The organism is Couchioplanes caeruleus, assembly GCF_003751945.1.
GTDB classification, from domain to species: Bacteria; Actinomycetota; Actinomycetes; order Mycobacteriales; family Micromonosporaceae; genus Actinoplanes; species Actinoplanes caeruleus.
Genome location: NZ_RJKL01000001.1, coordinates 6,392,137 through 6,408,630, shown reverse-complemented (window position 1 = coordinate 6,408,630; position 16,494 = coordinate 6,392,137). Strand labels below are relative to the sequence as shown.

General features: G+C 72.4%; 14 protein-coding genes. 11 read left to right on the top strand and 3 right to left on the bottom strand.

The window, feature by feature from the left end:
• The first annotated feature begins 58 nt into the window (after positions 1-58).
• The 6 genes from EDD30_RS28835 (at position 59) to EDD30_RS40955 (ending at position 4,097) form a co-directional block, all read left to right on the top strand.
• Complete coding sequence (locus tag EDD30_RS28835; protein ID WP_123678559.1) at positions 59-1,189, top strand: sensor histidine kinase; 1,131 nt, start codon at positions 59-61, stop codon at positions 1,187-1,189.
• Entirely contained in the window at positions 1,186-1,845 is a 660-nt protein-coding gene (locus tag EDD30_RS28830) for a response regulator (RefSeq protein ID WP_071807887.1), read from the top strand. The genes EDD30_RS28835 and EDD30_RS28830 overlap by 4 nt, the downstream gene beginning before the upstream one ends.
• Before the next feature lie 87 nt (positions 1,846-1,932).
• On the top strand, positions 1,933-2,616 hold the full coding sequence (locus tag EDD30_RS28825; protein ID WP_071807888.1) for a DUF2306 domain-containing protein: 684 nt from the start codon (positions 1,933-1,935) through the stop codon (positions 2,614-2,616).
• Between the two features lie 28 nt (positions 2,617-2,644).
• Positions 2,645-2,923, top strand: coding sequence for a YggT family protein (locus EDD30_RS28820; RefSeq protein WP_071807889.1), 279 nt, complete (start codon positions 2,645-2,647; stop codon positions 2,921-2,923).
• A 61-nt stretch (positions 2,924-2,984) separates the two neighbouring features.
• Positions 2,985-3,440, top strand: coding sequence for a GNAT family N-acetyltransferase (locus EDD30_RS28815; protein WP_071807890.1), 456 nt, complete (start codon positions 2,985-2,987; stop codon positions 3,438-3,440).
• Between the two features lie 72 nt (positions 3,441-3,512).
• Positions 3,513-4,097, top strand: coding sequence for a helix-turn-helix domain-containing protein (locus EDD30_RS40955; protein ID WP_244945438.1), 585 nt, complete (start codon positions 3,513-3,515; stop codon positions 4,095-4,097).
• 465 nt (positions 4,098-4,562) lie between these two features.
• Here the strand turns inward: EDD30_RS40955 and EDD30_RS28805 are convergent, their stop codons facing one another.
• Complete coding sequence (locus tag EDD30_RS28805; protein WP_071807891.1) at positions 4,563-5,441, bottom strand: diacylglycerol/lipid kinase family protein; 879 nt, start codon at positions 5,439-5,441, stop codon at positions 4,563-4,565.
• Positions 5,438-6,937: an FAD-binding oxidoreductase gene (locus tag EDD30_RS28800; protein ID WP_071807892.1), complete on the bottom strand. Its 1,500-nt coding sequence runs from the start codon at positions 6,935-6,937 to the stop codon at positions 5,438-5,440. Before EDD30_RS28800 ends, EDD30_RS28805 begins: the two co-directional genes overlap by 4 nt.
• 17 nt (positions 6,938-6,954) lie before the next feature.
• Between EDD30_RS28800 and EDD30_RS28795 the strand changes: the two genes are divergently transcribed.
• The 5 genes from EDD30_RS28795 (at position 6,955) to EDD30_RS28775 (ending at position 13,556) form a co-directional block, all read left to right on the top strand.
• Positions 6,955-7,569 (top strand): TetR/AcrR family transcriptional regulator, encoded by a 615-nt coding sequence (locus EDD30_RS28795; protein WP_071807893.1) that lies wholly within the window; start codon positions 6,955-6,957, stop codon positions 7,567-7,569.
• Positions 7,566-9,104, top strand: coding sequence for a glycerol-3-phosphate dehydrogenase/oxidase (locus EDD30_RS28790; protein WP_123678558.1), 1,539 nt, complete (start codon positions 7,566-7,568; stop codon positions 9,102-9,104). The genes EDD30_RS28795 and EDD30_RS28790 overlap by 4 nt, the downstream gene beginning before the upstream one ends.
• Positions 9,105-9,146: 42 nt before the next feature.
• Positions 9,147-9,788, top strand: coding sequence for a TetR/AcrR family transcriptional regulator (locus EDD30_RS28785; RefSeq protein WP_244945437.1), 642 nt, complete (start codon positions 9,147-9,149; stop codon positions 9,786-9,788).
• Positions 9,782-11,518 carry an ABC transporter ATP-binding protein gene (locus tag EDD30_RS28780; protein WP_071809442.1) on the top strand — a complete coding sequence of 579 codons (1,737 nt, stop codon included), beginning with the start codon at positions 9,782-9,784 and terminating at the stop codon, positions 11,516-11,518. Before EDD30_RS28785 ends, EDD30_RS28780 begins: the two co-directional genes overlap by 7 nt.
• A 136-nt stretch (positions 11,519-11,654) precedes the next feature.
• Positions 11,655-13,556, top strand: coding sequence for an ABC transporter ATP-binding protein (locus EDD30_RS28775; protein WP_211278040.1), 1,902 nt, complete (start codon positions 11,655-11,657; stop codon positions 13,554-13,556).
• Between the two features lie 64 nt (positions 13,557-13,620).
• Here EDD30_RS28775 and EDD30_RS28770 read toward each other — a convergent pair whose 3' ends face one another.
• A complete protein-coding gene (locus EDD30_RS28770; protein WP_071809440.1) occupies positions 13,621-16,494 on the bottom strand; it encodes a Calx-beta domain-containing protein in 2,874 nt (957 codons plus the stop codon).

The window sequence follows — 16,494 nt, the reverse complement described above, 5'->3', positions numbered from 1 at the left end:
ACACTGGTCAACCGCTTCCGCTACTGACCGATCCCCGCAGGGTCCGTACGATCGGCGCGTGCACCTTCTCCGCTCCGTGTGGGACGAACCGCGTCCTCCCGCGGCACCCGCCCGGGTGTGGCGCGACTGGGCGCTGGTCGCGGTCCTGGCGGTCCTCATCCCGGTCGAGGCGCTGCTGCGCCCCGAACTGCCGGCCAGGATCCCCACCACCGCGCTGCTGCTCGCGCTGCTGCCGACCCTGCTGTGGCGGCGGACCCGGCCGCTGCCGGCGGTCGCGGTGGCGTTCGGCGCGACGACCCTGTTCCCGCTGGTCACCGGCGGTGCCGGTGCGGAGAGTTACGCCACGGCATACCTGCTCTTCCTGCCGTACGCGCTGGTCCGGTGGGGTTCCGGGCGGGAGATCACGCTCGGGTCGACGATCATCGCCATCAAGATCCTGGTCTGGTTCGCCGTCGGCCCGGCCGAGCTCGAGGACGCCCTGGCCGGGCTCGCCGTCCTGCCCACCGTCACCGCGCTGGGCCTGGCGTTCCGCTACCGGTCCCGGGCCCGGCAGCGGGAGCTCGACGGGGTGCGGCTGCGCGAACGCGAGCGGCTCGCCCGCGACCTGCACGACACCGTCGCGCACCACGTGTCGGCGATGGCGATCCGGGCGCAGGCCGGGCTGGCCACCTCGGCGGCCGACCCCGGCGCGGCGGCCGACGCGCTGCGGCTCATCGAGGCGGAGGCGGCGCGGGCGCTCGCCGAGATGCGGGCGATGGTCCGCGTCCTGCGCCGCGGCGAACCCGCCGACCTCGCGCCCAGCCCGGGCATCCGCGACGTGACGGACTTCGCCGGGCGCGGCCGCGGCGGGGCCGAGGTGGCCGTCGAGATCACCGGCGACGTGGCGGACGTGGCACCCTCGGTCGACGCCGCGGTCTACCGCCTGGCCCAGGAGTCCGTGACCAACGCCCGGCGGCACGCCCGGCACGCGCGCCGCATCGAGGTGCGCGTCGACGCCGACGCGGACGCCGTACATCTTCGGGTCAGCGACGACGGCGACGGCGGGACCGGCCAGGGACCGGCCGGGTACGGGATCGCCGGCATGGTGGAACGCGCCGGCCTGCTCGGCGGCATCTGCGCGGCGGGCCCCGGCCCGGGCCGCGGCTGGACCGTCACCGCCACCCTGCCCCGCTCCGGCACAGGCGCATGAGCATCCGCGTCGTCGTCGCCGACGACCAGGAGATCGTCCGTACGGGGCTGACGATGCTGCTCAACACCCACCCCGGCATCACCGTGGTGGGCGAGGCCGCCAACGGCAGCCAGGCCGTGGAGCTCGCCCGGCGGCTGCGCCCCGACGTCTGCCTCTTCGACATCCGCATGCCCGGCATGGACGGCATCGAGGCGACCAAACTGCTCGCCGGCCCGGGCGTCGCCGACCCCCTCGCCGTCGTGGTCATCACCACCTTCGACCTCGACGAGCTGGTGTACGCGGCGCTGCGCGCGGGCGCCCGCGGCTTCCTGCTCAAGGAGGCGGGCGCCGCGCTGCTCGCCCAGGCCGTGCAGGCCGCCGCCGAGGGGGACGCGCTGATCGCGCCGAGCATCACCGCGCGGTTGCTGCGGACCTTCGCCGGCGCCGGGCCCGCCGGGACGCCCCGGCAGCCCGTCGACCCGCTGACCGAACGCGAGGAGCAGGTGCTGCTGACCGTCGCGACCGGCCGCACCAACAGCGAGATCGCCGAGGAGCTGCACATCAGCCTGAGCACGGTGAAGACGCACATCGCCAGCCTGATGACCAAGCTCGGCGCCCGGAACCGGGTGGAGATCGCGATGTGGGCGTACGACAACCGCCGGGTGCCTCGGCCATAAGTACGGCTCGCGCCTCGGCCGGAGGCACGGCCCCGCTCCGGCCTTTTCCGCGATGAACCGGGGCCGGTCCGCCGCGAGGATCGACGTATGGCTTCCCGTACCTGGCTCGCACCCACCGGACTCGTCGTGCTCGCCCTCGTGCCCTCGATCGCCGGCGCCCTGCGCCTGACCCAGCTCGCCACCGGAGCGGAGTCGACCCCTGCGCGGTTCGCCGACCTGCCGCTGCCGGTGGCGATCCACATTCTGACGGCGGTCCCCTACCTCATCGTCGGCGCCTTCCAGTTCTCCCGGGGCCTGCGCCGGCGCCGGCCCCGATGGCACCGCGTCGCGGGACGGATCCTGGTGGTGTGCGGCCTGCTCGCGGCGGCGTCCGGTCTGTGGATGACGGCCGGTCAAGACCTGCCGGCCAGCGACAACGCGGCCACCAACGCCTACCGGATCGTCTTCGGCAGCGGCATGGTCGCGGCGATCCTGCTGGGCTTCGCGGCGATCCGGCGGCGAGACTTCCGGGCCCACGAGGCGTGGATGATCAGGGCGTACGCGATCGGCATGGGCGCCGGCACCCAGGTTCTCACCCACGTGCCGTGGCAGGTGGCGCTGGGCACGCCGAGCCCCTTCACCCGCTCGTTCCTCATGCTGGCCGGATGGGTGATCAACGTGGCAGTCGCCGAATGGATCATCCGCCGGCGGCCCGTCCCGCCCGCCCGCCGGCGCCGGCCTCTGCGGGTGCTCGCCGAAGCCTCAGCAAATTCACAACAAAGCCCCGCATAGTGGAGGACCCCCCGACTGGAGGTAGCCCATGGGATCCCTGCTCGCCGTCGTGAGCGTGCTGTTGCTGCTGGTGCAACTGTTGCTGGTCGTGCGCGCGATCCTCGACTGGAGCGTCGCGCTGGCCGGCCCGAGCCTGCCCGGTTCGTTCCGCTCGCGGCTGTCCGCGGTGGTCCACGCCCTCACGGAGCCGATCCTCGCCCCGGTCCGCCGCATCCTGCCCCCGCTGCGCGTCGGCGGCGTCGGCATCGACCTCGCCTTCATCGTGGTCTTCCTGGCCATCGTCGTGATCCGCTCGTTCCTGTCCTGACGCTCGGCGGCTCGCCGGAAATTCGGATGCGGACCCGGCACACTCGTCCGATCATGACCGGATGCTTATCAGGCCGTACCGGGACGACGACTGGCCGGAGATCGCCCGCATCCACGACGCCGCGCGGCTCGACGAACTGCGCGACTCCGTGGGCGTCGCGGCCTTCCTGACCCTCGCGCAGACCGCCGAGGGCGAGGGCCTCTTCGACGGCCGCGTCTGGGTCGCCGAGGACGCCGGGACGGTGACCGGCTTCGTGGCGCACGACGACGACGAGGTCACCTGGCTGTACGTCGACCCGGCCCGCTACCGGCAGGGCGTCGGCCGGGCCCTGCTGCGCCACGCGATCGCCGCCTGCGGCGCCGACCGGATCGAGGTGACCGTCCTCGCGGGCAATCCGGCGGCGCTGGCGCTCTACCGCGCGGAGGGCTTCGAGATCACCGAGACCAGAACCGGCCCCCTGGTCGGCAACGAAGCCTTCACCGCCACCGGCCACATCATGCACCGCACCACCCGCTGAGGAGCCGCTCCCTCTGCCGCGGTGGTACAGGGATGAACCACTCGTTGCGGCGGCGGCGCTACCGTCGGTCGCATGACCCCACGACGGAGCGCGGATCCCGCGGTCAGCGAACGGATCCGCGCACGCCGCCTTCTCCGCGGATGGAGCGTCCGGTACGCCGCCAGCAGGGCCGGCGTCTCGCACGCCACCTGGAGTCGTATCGAACGGGGGCTCCAAGCGGCCGACAACCGGTTCATGCTGGCGGCCATCGCCGGCGCGCTGGAGTGCGCGCCGGCCGATCTGGCCGGCGCCGAGGTGCCGGCTCCCGACCGGGCGACCGCGGCGGCCCGGGCCGGCGTGCTCGCCCTGCGCCGGGTCCTCGTCGACATCGACCTGACCGAGCCGCCGGCCGGGCCCGCGCCGCCGGTGGCCGAGCTGGGCCGCAGCGTCGCCCTGGCCGATGCCCTGCACCAGGCGACGCGGCGTACGTGCTGGCGAGGGCGGCCACCGCCTGCGGGTCGTACCAGCGGGGACAGACGCTGGCCGAGCGAGCCGTGGACGACCTGGGCCGGCACCTCGATCGGCCCGGCGGGCCGGAGGTGCTCGGCTGTCTGCATCTCGTCGCCGCGCTGGCCAGCCAGTGCCGGCAGCGGCTCGACGACAGCCGGGACTGGCTGACCGAGGCGGCCGGGCTGGCCCGTCGTACCGGCGAGACCGACACGATGAGCATGTTCTTCGGTCCCACCAACGTGAACATCTGGCGGATGAGCATCGAGGTCGACCACGGCGACCCGGCCCTGGTCGTGGAGATCGCCCGGCGCACCGACCCGGCGGCGATCCCGGTCGGCGTCCGGCAGGTCTTCTACTACGCCGACACCGCCCGGGCCCTGGCCCGCATCGGCGGACGGGATCGCGAAGCGATCCGCTTCCTGCTCACCGCGGAACGGATCGCGCCGCAGCACGTGCGCACGTCGGCCGAGCTGGCGGAGACCATCCTGGTCCTGCTCGACCGGTCCCGCCGCCAGGCCGGCGGCACCGCGCTGCGCGGACTGTACGAACGTATGCAGGTCGGCTGACGCGGAGCGCGCCGCGGTCCGGGCGCCCGTCGTGGGCCGCCCCTGGCGGAGGGCGACCCACGACTGCTCAGGCGCCGATGAGGCGCAGCGCCGCCGGGCGGACGCGGACCGTCAGCGGGCCCGCGGGCAGCCGCTCGCCGTCGGCGTAGAACGGGGTCGGGCGGTCCGTCGCGATGGTGACCTCGCGGATCGGGCGGCTGGCGATCCCCGGCATGGTGACGTGCTCGCCGCGGCGCATGGCGGTCAGTACGGGCACCAGCCGGCGCCGGTTGAGGTCGCCGATCGTCACCAGATCCAGCAGGCCGTCGTCCAGAACCGCCGCCGGGGCGACCTTGAGCGCGCCGCCGTAGAAGGCGCAGTTGGCGACCACCACGGTGTTGCCGCGCAACTGTTCCCGCACCCCGTCGACGGTCAGGTCGTAGGTGATCGGCTGCCAGCGGGCGAGGACGCCGACCGCCGCGATCTGGTACGCGATCGGCTTGCGGGGCAGGCGCCAGCGGTTGGCGGCGTCGTTGGCGGCCGCGTCCAGGCCGGCGCAGACGCTGCCGATGACCACGCGTTCCCCGGCCATCGCGACGTCGACCGGGCGGCTCGGGCTCTCCCGCAGGGCGGCGGCGAACGCCGCCACGTCGTCGCGGGGCAGCCGTACCGCCCGGGCCAGGTCGTTGCCCCGGCCGGCCGGCACCACGCCCAGCTCCACCTCGGTGCCGAGCACGCCCGCGGCCACTGCACCGACGATGCCGTCGCCACCGACCGCGAGCACGGTGTCCCCGCTCGCGGCCGCCGCGGCCGCCAGCTCGGTGGCGTGCTCCAGACCGCGGCTATACGTGACCTGCACCCGGGCGCCGGTCTCGCGCAGCGCCCGGGCCAGTCCGATCATCGTCGCCGCGGCGGAGCCCGAGCCGGCGGCCGGGTTCACCACCGCCGTGAACGCTTCGCGGATCATGGGAGCAGGATCCCCGGGTTCAGCACGTGGTGCGGGTCCGTGGCCTGCTTGACCGCGTGCAGCACCGAGACGCCGACCGGCCCGATCTCCGTGGCGTACCAGGCACGGTGGTCGCGGCCGACGCCGTGGTGGTGGGTGATGGTCGCGCCGGAGGCGGAGATCGCGTCACCGGCCGCCGTCTTGGCCGCCCGCCACTGCGCGACGGGATCCTCGGACTGCGCCGCCACCACGGTGTAGTAGAGCGACGCGCCGGTCTCGTACACGTGCGAGATGTGGCACATGACGATGGGTGGCGTCCCGCCGTCGCCGAGGGCGCCGACCAGGGCGTCGCGGACCGCGGCGTACGTCTCGGGCAGCCGGTCCCAGAAGGTCGCGGTCTCGAGGGTCTCGGCGAGCGCGCCCGCGTCCAGCAGCGCATCGCGCAGGTACGGCGCCCGGAACCGGCCCGCCTCCCAGGCCTTGCCGGGTGCCTCTCCGAGCGGCTCGCCCCCGTATTCCGCGAGCCGGTCGGAGGGGTCCGTGCCCTCGAAACAGCCGACGATCGCGAGGCAGCCGCCGCCGGCGTCGCTCGCGCCGGTCGCCGCGTTGATCATGGTTTCGGCCTCGTCGGAGAGCCGGAGCACCGCCGGCAGCGGCCCGTCCTGGGCGAGCGAGCGCACCGCGCGCATCCCGGCCTCGAACGACGGGAAGCTCCAGCCGGTGTAGTGCAGCTCGCGCAGCGGGCGCACGCGCACGGTCACCTCGGTGACCACGCCGAACGCCCCCTCGGAGCCGAGCAGGAGCTGGCGCAGGTCGGGGCCGGCCGCGGACTGCGGCGCCCGGCCGAGGTCGAGGGTGCCCGCGCCGGTGGCGGCGCGCAGGCCGACGACCATCTGGTCGAACCGGCCGAACCCGGCGGAGGCCTGGCCGCTGGAACGGGTGGCCGCGAAGCCGCCGATGGTGGCGAACTCGAACGACTGCGGGAAGTGGCCGAGGGTGAATCCTTCGGCGTTGAGCAGCTCTTCGGCCCGCGGGGCCGGTACGCCCGCCTCGAAGGTCGCCGTCCGCGAGGTCTCGTCCAGCCGGACCAGCCGGTCGAGGCCGCTCAGGTCGAGGGCGACGACGCCCGCGTAACCCTCGCGGGCCGCGCGCAGACCGCCGACCACCGAGGTACGCCCGCCGTGCGGCACGACCGCGATCCGGTGCTCACCGGCGATCCGCAGCACCTCGAGCACCTCGTCGTGCGTGGTGGGCCGGGCGACGCCGTCGGGCGCGTCCGGGACCGCGCCGGAGCGGCCGATGAGCAGGTCCTCGGTCGACATGCCACCGGCGTGGCGCAGGCGCGCCTCGGGGCTGACGTCGAGTCCGGGGAAGCCGGGCAGCGGCGCGGGCGGGGCTAGCGTGGGCTCGGCGGCCGGGCGCGGCCCGGTCACGCCCAGTGCGGCCGTGAGCAGGTCGCGCACCGCGGATGGCAGCGTGACGGCGTCGGCGGGATCTCCCCAGCGGAAGGTGGTCATGCGTTACACTGTGACACATGACGTCAACTCGTAACAGCCCCTCCGCGCGTAACAATGCGGAGGACGCCCTGCTCGACGCGGCCCGCGAATGCGTGCTCGCCGTCGGGCTGCGGCGCACGACGCTGACCGACGTGGCCCGCAGGGCCGGCGTCTCCCGCATGACGATGTACCGGCGCTGGCCGGACATGGCGACCCTGATGGCCGACCTGATGACCCGCGAGTGGACCGCGCTGGTGATCGACGCCGAGGCCGAGGCCGAGGGCGACACCGCCCGCGAACGCATCGTCGACGGCCTGGTGCGCGGCGCCCGGGCACTGCGGCGCCACGCGATGTTCCGCCGCGTGGTCGAGCTGGACCCCGAGGTGCTGGTGCCCTACCTGGTCGACCGGCGCGGCGGCGTGCAGGACGCCATCCTGGACCACCTGGTGAGCTGGATCAAGGGGGGCGAGGCCGACGGATCGCTGCGCCGGCAGGATCCGGTGCTGCTCGCGCGCTCGGCCATCCTGGCGATGCACGGGTTCGTCATCTCCGCCGGGACCATGCTGGAGCCGGCCGGCCTCGACGGCGAGGTCACCGAGGACGGGCTCGACGACGAGCTGCGGCTGCTCCTCGACCGGTTCTTCCGGCCATGAGCGCCACCTCGCTCTCCGCCGACCGCCGCCTGCGCGAGCTGGCCGAACTCTCCGGCGGCACCACGGTCGACCTGCTCGTCGTCGGCCTGGGCGTCACCGGCGCCGGCGTCGCGCTGGACGCCGCCTCCCGCGGCTTGTCGGTGGCCGCCGTCGACGCGGGCGACCTCGCCTTCGGCACCTCCCGCTGGAGCTCCAAGCTGGTCCACGGCGGACTGCGCTACCTCGCGGGCGGGCACGTCGCGCTGGCGTACGAGAGCGCCGCGGAACGCCACGTGCTGCTGCGGCGTACGGCACCGCATCTGGTCAGCGCACTGCCGATGCTGCTGCCGCTCACTCCGTTCGTGCCGCGTTCGCGCGAGTGGCTGGTGCGCACGGGCTTCACCGCGGGAGACGCCCTGCGGGCCGCGGCCGGCACCCCGAGCACCGCGCTCCCCCGCTCCCGGCGGATCTCCGCTCCCGAGGTGCGCCGCCTGGCACCCGCCGTGCGCCGCAACGGGCTGCGCGGCGGCCTGATGCAGTGGGACGGCCAGCTCGTCGACGACGCGCGGCTGGTGGTGGCGCTGGCCCGGACCGCGGCCGGGTTCGGCGCCCGCATCCTGACCCACTGCGCCGCCGAGGAGCTGCACGGCCGGGGTGCCACCGTCCGCGACACATTGACCGGCGAGCATCATGAGATCCGGGCCCGCGCCGTGGTGAACGCCACCGGCGTCTGGGCCGGGCAGCTCGACCCGACGGTCCGGCTGCGCCCGTCGCGCGGCACGCATCTGGTGCTGCGTGCCGCCACGCTCGGCCACCCGACGGCGGCGCTGACCATCCCGGTGCCGGGCGAGACCAACCGGTTCGTCTTCGCCCTGCCCCAGCCGGGCGGCCTCGTCTACGCCGGGCTCACCGACGAGCCGGTCGACGGCCCGGTGAGCGACGTCCCGGAGCCCAGCGCGGTGGAGGTCGGCTTCCTGCTCGACGTGCTCGCCACGGCGCTGGACGTCACGGTGACCGAGGCGGACGTGGTCGGCCGGTTCGCCGGACTGCGGCCGCTGCTGGCGGGACGCGCCGACCGCACCGCCGACCTGTCCCGCAGCCACGCGGTGCTGACCTCGCCCGGCGGCGTCACCACCGTGGTCGGCGGCAAGCTGACCACGTACCGGCGGATGGCGGCCGACGCGGTCGACGCCGCGGTGCGCCACGCGGGCCTGTCCGCCGGTCGGTGCCGCACCGCCCGCACTCCGCTGGTGGGCGCGGCGCCGCCCGGCCGGCTGGCCGGCATCCCCGCGCCGGCGCGGCTGATCGCGCGGTACGGCGCCGAGGCCCCGGCGGTGTACGCGCTCGGCGAGGCGGATCCGGAGCTGCGCAGGCCGGTCGCGCCGGGCCTCGACGTGACCGGCGCGGAGCTGCTCTTCGCCGTACGCCACGAGGGCGCGCTGACGGAGGACGACCTGCTGGACCGGCGTACCCGACTGGGGCTGGTCCCCGAAGACCGAGTCAGAGCCGTGCCCGCCGCCCGGGCGGCCCTGGCTTCGGCGCGCCGGGAGGAGTGAATTCCACTAGCTGAGTGAGCGCTCGCTCATTAAGCTTCCGGCGTGACTTCTCCATCCGGTGAGGTCCGGCGGCGACGGGTCCGTGCCATGGCACCCGACGACCGCCGGGCCTCACTCATCGCCGCCACCGTTCCGCTGCTGCACGAATGCGGGCTCGACGTCAGCACCCGCCAGATCGCCCGGGCCGCCGGGGTGGCCGAGGGCACCATCTTCGGCGTCTTTCCCGACAAGGGCTCCCTGGTCGTGGCCGCCCTGATGCACGCGCTCGACCCGCGCCCCACGGTCGACGCCATCGCGGCCATCGACCCGGGCGCCGGGCTGCGCGACCGGCTGGCCCGCGCGGCCACCCTGATCAACGAGCGGTTCAGCGCCAACGCTCATCTCATGGCGGGCGCCCGCCGGCTGCTGTTCGCCTCGGACGCCCATCCGGACGCCGCCGCCCGGATGGCCGAGGGGCGCGAGCGGCTGCATTCCGCGCTCGCCGCCCTGATCGAGCCCGACGCCGCCCTGCTACGGCGCCCGCCGGGCACGGTCGCCCGGCTGCTTCTGCTCTTCTGCGGAGCCAATTCCTTCGGGCCGTTCGGCGACCCGGCGCGCTTCGACGGCGACGAGATGGTCTCGCTCCTGCTCGACGGGCTGCTCGTCACGCACCGGACCGATCGCCGGGGTGACGACCGGTGCTGATCCGACTGCTGCGGACGCGGCTGCGGCCGTACCGAAAATCGATCTTCCTGGTCGTGCTCTTCCAGTTCGTCGCGACGCTCGCCACGCTCTATCTGCCCGCCCTGAACGCCGACATCATCGACGAGGGGGTCGTGCCCGGCGACACCGGTTACGTGCTGGAGGTCGGCGCCGCGATGCTCGGCGTCACGCTGGTGCAGATCGTCGCCCAGATCGCCGCGGTGTACTTCGGCGCGCAGGCGGCCATGGGGGCCGGGCGGGACATCCGGGCCGCGATCTTCTCCCGGGTGATGGACTTCTCCGCCCGCGAGGTGGGCCAGTTCGGTGCGCCCTCGCTGATCACCCGAGTCACCAACGACGTCCAGCAGGTGCAGATGCTGGTGCTGATGGGCTTCCTGCTCATGGTCTCGGCGCCGATCATGTGCGTCGGCGGGATCCTGCTCGCGCTGCGCGAGGACATGCCGCTCTCCGGTCTGCTCCTGGTGATCGTGCCGCTGCTGCTGATCGTGGTGGTCGTGCTGATCGCCTTCATGCGCCCGCTGTTCCGCGGCATGCAGACGCGCATCGACACGGTGAACCGGATCATGCGGGAGCAGATCGCCGGCATCCGGGTGATCCGCGCGTTCGTCCGCGACGACCGCGAGCAGGCCCGGTACGGCACCGCCAACGACGCGCTGACCGATGTCTCGCTGCGGGCCGGCAAGCTCATGGCGCTGATGTTCCCCACCGTGATGCTCATCGTGAACGTCTCGAGCGTCGCCGTGCTGTGGTTCGGCGGGCACCGCATCGACGACGACGCGATGCAGGTCGGCGCGCTCACCGCGTTCCTCAGCTACCTGATGCAGATCCTCATGGCGATCATGATGGCCACCTTCATGCTCGTGATGATCCCCCGCGCCGACGTGTGCGCCGAGCGCATCGAGGAGGTGCTCGGCACCGAGCCATCGGTGCCGGTGGCGCCCATCCCCGTCACGACGCTCGACCACCACGGCCACCTGGAGCTGCGCGACGTCGACTTCCACTATCCCGGCGCGGAGGCTCCGGTGCTGTCCGGGATACGCCTGCGGGCCCGTCCCGGCGAGGTCACCGCGGTCATCGGCAGTACGGGCTCCGGCAAGACCACGCTGCTCCACCTCGTGCCGCGGCTCTTCGACGCGACCGGCGGCACGGTGCTGGTGGACGGCGTCGACGTGCGCGACCTCGACCCCGGCCTGCTGTCGCGGACGGTCGGGCTGGTGCCGCAGAAGCCGTACCTGTTCACCGGCACGGTCGCCTCGAACCTGCGCTACGGCAACCCGGACGCCAGCGACGACGAGCTGTGGGAAGCGCTGGAGGTGGCGCAGGCGCGCGACTTCGTGGAGCGGATGGACGGCGGCCTGGACGCGCCGATCGCCCAGGGCGGCACCAACGTCTCCGGCGGTCAGCGGCAACGGCTCGCGATCGCCCGGGTGCTCGTGCACCGGCCGGAGATCTACCTGTTCGACGACTCCTTCTCGGCGCTCGACTACGCCACCGATGCGGCGCTGCGGGCGGCGCTGGCCCGGCGAACCGCGGACGCGACCGTGGTCATCGTCGCGCAGCGGGTCAGCACCATCCGCGACGCGGACCGGATCGTGGTGCTCGACGACGGCCTGGTGGTGGGCACCGGCACCCACGCCGAGCTGATGGCGACCAACCAGACCTACCGGGAGATCGTGCTCTCCCAGCTCACCGAGCAGGAGGCCGCGGCATGACCGACTGCACCGAGCCCCTCCTGCCTGCGGGGAACGACGGCCAGGACGGCGAGGGCCACGAAGGCATGCCGACGGGAGGCACAGCGTGACGGCGACGGAACGGCGGCCGACGCCGCCGCCCATGGGGCCGGCGCGGATGCTGGCCGGTCAGATGCCGGCCGAGAAGTTGCAGGACTTCAAGGGTTCGAGCAAGCGACTGCTCGGCCTGCTGCGCCCGCAACGGACGCTGGCCGGCCTGGTGCTGCTGTGCGGCATCGCCGGCGTCACGCTGTCGGTGATCGGGCCCCGCATCCTCGGCCACGCCACCGACGTCGTCTTCGCCGGCTTCATCGGTGGCGATCTGCCGGCCGGCGTCGGCAAGGACGAGATCGTCGCCCAGTTGCGGGCCCGTGGCGATACCGGACGCGCCGACATGCTGGCCGCCATGGACTTCGTCCCCGGCCAGGGCGTCGACTTCGACCGGCTCGGCCACATCCTGCTCTGGGTGCTGGCGATCTACATCGCGGCGTGGGTCTTCGGGGTGATGCAGGGACGGCTCACCGCACGCGTGGCGCAGAACGCGGTCCACCGGTTGCGGAGCGAGGTCGAGGCGAAGCTGTCCCGGCTGCCGCTGTCCTACTTCGACCAGCAGCCCCGCGGCGAGGTGCTCAGCCGGGCGACGAACGACACCGACAACATCGCCCAGACGTTGCAGCAGACGATGGCGCAGCTCGTCACGGCGCTGCTGATGATCGTGGGCGTGCTGGCGATGATGCTCTGGATCTCGCCGCTACTGGCGGTCATCGCGCTGGTCACCGTGCCCGTGTCGATCTGGGTCACGACCCGCATCGGCAAGCGCTCGCAGCCGCAGTTCGTCGCCCAGTGGAAGACCACCGGACGGCTCAACGGGCACATCGAGGAGATGTTCACCGGCCACTCGCTGGTCAAGGTCTTCGGCCGCGGCAAGGAGGCGGCGGAGGCCTTCGAGAAGCACAACACCGAGCTGTACGCATCCAGCTTCCGCGCCCAGTTCATCTCGGGCCTGATCCAGCCGGCCATGATGTTCATCAGCAACATCAACTACGTGCTGGTGGCGGTGGTGGGCGGCCTGCGGGTCGCCTCGGGTTCCCTGTCGCTCGGCGAGGTGCAGGCGTTCATCCAGTACTCACGCCAGTTCAGCCAGCCGCTGACCCAGGTGGCGAGCATGGCCAACCTGGTGCAGTCCGGGGTGGCCTCGGCGGAGCGGGTCTTCGCGCTGCTCGACGCGCCGGAGCAGGAACCGGATCCGGCGTCGCCGGGCGTGCGGCCGGCCGCGGGCAGGATCGCCTTCGAGCACGTGTCGTTCCGCTACCTGCCGGACCGGCCGCTGATCGAGGACCTGTCGTTCGTGGCCGAGCCGGGCCAGACGGTGGCGATCGTCGGGCCCACGGGCGCCGGCAAGACCACCCTCGTCAACCTGCTCATGCGCTTCTACGACGTGACCTCCGGGCGCATCACGCTCGACGGCGTCGACATCGCGACGCTGCCCCGGGCCGAGCTCCGCGAGCGGGTGGGGATGGTGCTGCAGGACACCTGGCTGTTCGGCGGGACGATCGCGGAGAACATCGCCTACGGCGCGGACGCACCGTCCGATGCGGACGTCGCCGCCGCCGCGGAGGCCGCGCACGTGGACCGCTTCGTGCGGACCCTGCCGGACGGCATGGACACGGTGATCGACGAGGAGGGCTCGAACGTCTCGGCGGGCGAGAAGCAGCTCGTCACCATCGCGCGGGCGTTCCTGGCGGAGCCCAGCATCCTCATCCTGGACGAGGCCACCAGCTCCGTGGACACGCGCACGGAGGTGCTGATCCAGCGGGCCATGAACACGCTCCGCGCCGGGCGTACGTCGTTCGTCATCGCCCACCGACTGTCGACCATCCGCGACGCCGACGTGATCCTGGTGATGGAGGACGGCGCGATCGTCGAGCAGGGCACCCACGACGACCTGATCGCCTCCGGCGGGGCCTACGCGCGGCTGTACTCGGCGCAGTTCGCCGAGGCGGCGGTGGAGGTCGACTGACGGGCCCGGCACATACGGAAGGGGGCGGCCCACCGGGCCGCCCCCTTCTTTGTTGCCAGGTGGTTCAGCGCACCGTGACGCGCGCGCCGTTCGAGTAGTTGGTCAGCAGGCCGACGTCGCTGTCGCCGAAAACCAACGCCTTGAAGTAGATCGACGACCCGGACCGCAGACCGGTGAGCGTCTTGACGAACTTGCCGTTGGCGTCCAGCGTGCCCGAGGCGACCGTGCTCCAGCCACCGCCGGTCTTGGCGCGCAGCAGACGGACCGACAGACCGGCGACCCGCGGGTCACCGAATACCGACAGGGTCGCGGTGCCCCGGCTGGACGAGCGGACGAAGAAGTCCGGCGACTGCTTGAGGTTCACCTTGATCGTGTTCGACATGGTGTCGCCGACGGTCGTCCGGAACCACCAGCCGGTGGTGGTGAACTCGGGCAGGAAGCTGTAGAAACCGGTGCTCGCGTCGGCGGTGACGGTGCCGAGAGGCTCCCAGGTACCGTTCACGTCACTGCCGACCGGCGTGCCCCACAGCTTCACGGTGGACCCGGCGGCGGCCTTGCCGCTCAGCTTCAGCGTGCCGACACCGAGCCGGAAGGCTGCCGCGGCCGTGAGGGTCGGCTTGTCGGTGCTCGGCGGCGGGGTCGTGCCTCCGTCGCTGGCCGCGATGGTGATGACGCCATCGGTGACGCTGCCGCCGCCGAAGCCGCTGCCCGACACCAGGATGGTCTCGGCCCCCTCCGCGGTCGCATCGTCGACGATGTCCAGCGTGCCGGGGACGGCGATGGTGGCACCCGAGAACGTGTTGCCCGGAATAGTCACCCCGACGGTGCCCGGGTCGACGAAGTCGCTGGTCGACGCCGCGGTGCTGCCATTGACGGAGGCGCCCTTGAACATGACGTTCAGCTGGACGGCGTCCTGGGCGCTACCGGTGACGACACCGCGAACCGTGACGTCGTCGCCCTCCTCGGCCGTGGTGGAAATGATTTCCAGATCCGGGGCGTCATCGTCGTTGAGCAGCGACAATACTGCGTTCTTCGGGTCCAGGTTCAGGGTGTTCTGCACCGCCGACGTGGGCGTCAGCGAGAACGACACCGTCTCGTTGCTCTCGTAGACGTCGTCGCCGTTGACGACGACGGACAAGGAGCCCTTAGTCTGGCCCGCCGGAACGACGGCCAGGAGTTGCGGGGTGATGTAGTCCAGCGCGCCGGCAGCGATGCCCGTGTCCGTCGCGCTGCCCCCGCCGACAACCGCGACGTCGAACTCCACATTGGTGTCGGCCGGGTTGGACAGCGTGATCGGGAACACGGCCACACTTCCGGTGTCGCCCTCCTGCATGTTGACCGCTCCCACGGTGAACGTCGGCTGAGCGTCGTCCTCCGTGATCGTGATGGTGGCCGGGAACGCGGTGACGTCCGCTTCCGTGCTGGCCAGATCGATATCGAACGTCTCGCTGGCACCCTCGTACATCGTGTCGCCCATGATGTCGACGGTGAACGTCTTCGTCGTCTCGCCGGGCGCGAAGGTCAGCGAGCCGTTCGCCGCGGTGAAGTCCTGCCCGTCGGTCGCCGTCCCGGCGGCGGTCGAGTAGTCGACCGTGATCTCTTGCCCAGAGGCCTTGCCCAGCTTGACGGTATAGGTCTGCGTCTTCTTACCCGAGCTGCCTTCGGTGACCGTGTTGCCCGATGGCAGCAGGGTGACCACCGGCGGTAGGTCGGCCGGGTCGTCCGTGATGCTGCCGGTTGCCTCGATATCAGCCCCGAGCTTCGCGATCGTCGGGCTTGAGAGCGTGACGTGCATGTCCTCGGGGCTCGCCTCGTCGATCGAGTCGGAGAGCGTCCTGACGGAGATCGCCGTGGTGACGACACCCGGAGTGTTCGTGGTCATCGCAGCGAACTTCACGGTGCCACCGGCGGTGGCGGTGTAGTCCGCCCCGGCCGTGGCCGTGCCATGGCCATCGGCTTCGTCCGCGGTCAGGTCCGCGCCCGTACCATCGGCCGTGTCCCACTTGGCGGTCACCTCCCGCTCGGAGGGTCCGGAGAGGTGGACATCGAAGGCAAGCGGGCTACCCTCGGCGGCCGTCTGCGGGTCGATGGTGATCGACGGCTGCTCCTCGTCGTCCGAGATGGTCAGCGTCGCCGTATCGGTACCCGTGACGTCGGCGTCGGCCGTGCCGCTCACGGTCAGGGTCTGTTCCGCCTCCTCGTAGAGCGGATCGTTGGTGAGCGTAATGGTGACTGGGTCGCTGGTGGTCTCGCCGGCAAGGACCGTGAGCACCGTGGCGTCCGGAATGGCGGTGTAGTCCTGTCCGGCCTTCGCGGTGACGTCCGCGGAAGAGATGGGGATGGTGACGGTCTGGCCCGCCGCGACGTCGAGCTCGGCGGTGACATTCACCGACCCGTCGGCCTCACTGGGACTCGCGTCATCGAAATTCAGCGTGTAGCCGGGCGGAGCGTCGTTGTCGTTGATGGTCGCCGTCGCCGTATCCGTTTCGGCAGCCTTGGTGAGCGTCACCGTGAAGGTCTCGTTGACCTCATCCATGGCATCGTCAGTGGTGGCGATCGTGATGGTCTTGACCTGGTCGTCGTACGGAGCCGTAGCATCGGCAGGGAACACCAGGCTGCCGCTCGCAGGGTCGTAGTCCTCGAGCCCCGTCGCGGTTCCTCCCGCGGCGGCCCAGGTCACCGTTTCTTGGAGCATCGCCGCGCCGCCGGCACGGGTGATCTCGATGGTGATGTTGCCGCCCTCAGTCGCGGAAACGGTGGTGTCGGTGATCGTGTATCCCACGATCGCGGCCTCCGCGGGCGACGTGATCAGGACGGCCGGCACAAAACCGATGGCAGCGGCGACGGCGGCTGAGAGGGCCGTACGGACCGACTTGGGTCCACGCAGCATGAACGGTACCGAGCCGCTCTTGGCCGCATGGGCTGGTTGATAGCGCAT

What these genes read in the sequence shown, in the direction of transcription:
- EDD30_RS28830 (WP_071807887.1), top strand. Translation starts at nt 1,186, where the DNA reads ATGAGCATCCGCGTCGTCGTCGCCGACGACCAGGAGATCGTCCGTACG.
- EDD30_RS28825 (WP_071807888.1), top strand. Translation starts at nt 1,933, where the DNA reads ATGGCTTCCCGTACCTGGCTCGCACCCACCGGACTCGTCGTGCTCGCC.
- EDD30_RS28820 (WP_071807889.1), top strand. Translation starts at nt 2,645, where the DNA reads ATGGGATCCCTGCTCGCCGTCGTGAGCGTGCTGTTGCTGCTGGTGCAA.
- EDD30_RS28815 (WP_071807890.1), top strand. Translation starts at nt 2,985, where the DNA reads ATGCTTATCAGGCCGTACCGGGACGACGACTGGCCGGAGATCGCCCGC.
- EDD30_RS40955 (WP_244945438.1), top strand. Translation starts at nt 3,513, where the DNA reads ATGACCCCACGACGGAGCGCGGATCCCGCGGTCAGCGAACGGATCCGC.
- EDD30_RS28805 (WP_071807891.1), bottom strand. Translation starts at nt 5,441, where the DNA reads ATGATCCGCGAAGCGTTCACGGCGGTGGTGAACCCGGCCGCCGGCTCG.
- EDD30_RS28800 (WP_071807892.1), bottom strand. Translation starts at nt 6,937, where the DNA reads ATGACCACCTTCCGCTGGGGAGATCCCGCCGACGCCGTCACGCTGCCA.
- EDD30_RS28795 (WP_071807893.1), top strand. Translation starts at nt 6,955, where the DNA reads ATGACGTCAACTCGTAACAGCCCCTCCGCGCGTAACAATGCGGAGGAC.
- EDD30_RS28790 (WP_123678558.1), top strand. Translation starts at nt 7,566, where the DNA reads ATGAGCGCCACCTCGCTCTCCGCCGACCGCCGCCTGCGCGAGCTGGCC.
- EDD30_RS28775 (WP_211278040.1), top strand. Translation starts at nt 11,655, where the DNA reads ATGCTGGCCGGTCAGATGCCGGCCGAGAAGTTGCAGGACTTCAAGGGT.
- EDD30_RS28770 (WP_071809440.1), bottom strand. Translation starts at nt 16,494, where the DNA reads ATGCGCTATCAACCAGCCCATGCGGCCAAGAGCGGCTCGGTACCGTTC.